We start from the raw sequence: 2,189 nt of genomic DNA, 5'->3' as shown, positions 1-2,189 counted from the left end.
GAATTTAGAACTCATATTGGAGACTCCATTAAGGGCATTATTAGTAGATACACCCCGGAGTTATCTCATCAAGCTTATTTGATAACTATGCGATTTTGGCAATTAACTTTTGTATGGATCGAGGTAATCTGAACTGAGGATAACAGAGCCTAATTGCAGTTGGCGCGAGCGGCCTTCAGAAGTTGTGCGAACTTTGTCAATCTCTCTAAGGATAGAGGCATATTTTTGAAGTGCCGAGGTAATTTTATCGATGCAGTCAGATTCCCCAGCTAAAATTCTGGAAACAAAATATCCACCTTCAGTGATGCTGGAGTCCTTGAATACAAAGCTTTTGGATGAGGAATTTGCGTATTCCGAGGCGCGAGTCGTTTCCCTTAAAGAAGCCAACATATTGCGTCCTCCAAAAGTTACTTTAGGGGTAGATACAGCCTTGGATTCAGAGCTTCTGAAACTGCCAGCGACCTTGTTTATTTCGCTCATTTTTATTTAACCTATCTATCAGTTTCTCCTATTTCTGCTGCACTGCCATCCGCGATCGCACGGAATTAACAGCGGTTTCCGCTGTTATGAGGTACAATAAAACATAATTGTTGTAGTCAAAGCGTCGGAAAGCATCTTCCGTCGATCTCCGACAAAAAATAGTGAAGGCACATTTGGCAGAAAAGATGTCAAGCGAGGAAAGTAGCCACCAGGTTTGCTGGAGTGTAAAAGTCTAGTCCAAAAACAGGCACGAGCAAGAACAAACCGAGGGAGATTTACAGCCCAAACAGAGAGGAAAACCCCAATTCAGTCATCTGACGAATGCGGAAGAAGAGGTCAAAGCACTGGTGGCAGATCATCCAGATGCCAATGCAGCTAGAATTGTGTGAATTATTTGCACTTTCATACCGGAAATGGCGTAAGTCGGTCGGCAATCTGTCGCTGCGCGGCAGAAATTAGGATTAATTCGCAAAAAAAAAACTTGGTACAGTAACCAAGCCGCGACAGAAAGAGTCCAAAAATTAAGATTGGAGTATTGGGAAAAAATTAAACACATCGAGCCATAAAACCTCGTATTTTTGGATGAAACCGGGATTATACGCTCGTTTGAACAGAACTCATGCTCGTTCACAACTGGAAACAAGAGTAACCGAACTTAAACCATTTTATCGAGCTGCAAAAGTTACCGCAATTGGCGCCATTAGTATTAACAAAGTGTTGGCATTAATGACCATGAATGAGTCAATGGATGGACAGGCATTTGCCGTGTTTATTGAGAAATTTTTATGTCCTCAATTGTGGGCCGGAGCGGTAATAGTGATGAATAATTTACCCGCTCATAAACTAGCATAAATTGTACCAATGATTGAATCTGTGGCGCGAGTGTTATTTGTTTATCTCCTTACTCTCCTGATTTTAACCCTATTGAACTCTGGTGGTCACAACTCAAATCTTTTTTGCGGAGGTTCGCTCCAACTAACGCATCTATGATTGATAGAATAATAGCAGTTGCCCTCAATTTAATAAATCCTCAGCATTTAAGAAATTGGGAAAGCTAACTGTTGCTATTGTACCTCATAACATCGGAAAACGCTGTAGCATCAATTGTACCGATGATTCAAGCTGTAGGTGCGAGTGTTATTTGTTTATCTCCATACTCTCGCCTATTTTAATCCTATTGAACTTTAACTAATCGAAAGTTGGGGATTTTTTTTCTCAAAACATCCCATCGAGCAATTCGGTAACGTCTTGTTGGTCGCGCCCCCGGTTGTCGTCGTATATCATGAGCGTATTTAAATTCCTGTGCCTGCTGAGTTTCTGAACCTTCCGCACATCCCCATCTGTTGCGTCCAGCGCCGCTGTGATAGCGCTGTGTCTGATGCGGTGAGGGGACATCTGCTTTTTAATACCAGCACTTTCGCTGTGGCGGACAACCATTTTGCAGATACCGTCGCCACTAAGTCTGTGTCCGCTGTGAGCCGAGTCAAGTGCTATAAAAAGCGGTAGTCCTGCATAGCAAGGAAAATCCAGGGTTTTAATTGATAGATAAACTGGCGTTATACTCATGAATAAAATACCAAATAGCCCCAAGATGATTGGAGATTTTTTTGGAGAATGAAAGAGTTTTTCTCACCAATCTAGATATTCTTTGTCTCGCCGTATTATTAAATCTTTCTATATAGTTTGTCAGACCAGTCTCCTTTCCTACT

At 41.8% G+C, this 2,189-nt stretch carries 4 protein-coding genes; 1 reads left to right on the top strand and 3 read right to left on the bottom strand.

Features of this window, described 5'->3' with window-relative positions:
• Positions 1–102: 102 nt before the first annotated feature.
• Positions 103–480 carry a hypothetical protein gene (locus tag QUA54_RS34055; RefSeq protein ID WP_333419424.1) on the bottom strand — a complete coding sequence of 126 codons (378 nt, stop codon included), beginning with the start codon at positions 478–480 and terminating at the stop codon, positions 103–105.
• 582 nt (positions 481–1,062) lie between these two features.
• On the opposite strand from QUA54_RS34055, the gene QUA54_RS34050 reads away from it, so the two are divergent.
• Positions 1,063–1,332 (top strand): transposase, encoded by a 270-nt coding sequence (locus tag QUA54_RS34050; RefSeq protein WP_333419422.1) that lies wholly within the window; start codon positions 1,063–1,065, stop codon positions 1,330–1,332.
• Between the two features lie 363 nt (positions 1,333–1,695).
• On the opposite strand, the gene QUA54_RS34045 is transcribed toward QUA54_RS34050, so the two are convergent.
• Together QUA54_RS34045 and QUA54_RS34040 are read right to left on the bottom strand one after the other, a co-directional pair.
• Positions 1,696–2,046, bottom strand: coding sequence for a tyrosine-type recombinase/integrase (locus QUA54_RS34045; protein ID WP_333419420.1), 351 nt, complete (start codon positions 2,044–2,046; stop codon positions 1,696–1,698).
• The coding region (locus QUA54_RS34040; RefSeq protein WP_333419426.1) for an IS1 family transposase at positions 2,015–2,189 on the bottom strand (175 nt) is incomplete at its 5' end. The genes QUA54_RS34040 and QUA54_RS34045, both read right to left, overlap by 32 nt.

The sequence above is a fragment of the Microcoleus sp. MOSTC5 genome, assembly GCF_036701825.1.
Taxonomy (GTDB): domain Bacteria; phylum Cyanobacteriota; class Cyanobacteriia; order Cyanobacteriales; family Microcoleaceae; genus Microcoleus; species Microcoleus asticus.
This window is presented reverse-complemented; position numbering and strand designations above follow the sequence as displayed.

Coding starts and splice junctions, on each gene's coding strand:
- QUA54_RS34055 (WP_333419424.1), bottom strand. CDS start 480: ATGAGCGAAATAAACAAGGTCGCTGGCAGTTTCAGAAGCTCTGAATCC.
- QUA54_RS34050 (WP_333419422.1), top strand. CDS start 1,063: ATGAAACCGGGATTATACGCTCGTTTGAACAGAACTCATGCTCGTTCA.
- QUA54_RS34045 (WP_333419420.1), bottom strand. CDS start 2,046: ATGAGTATAACGCCAGTTTATCTATCAATTAAAACCCTGGATTTTCCT.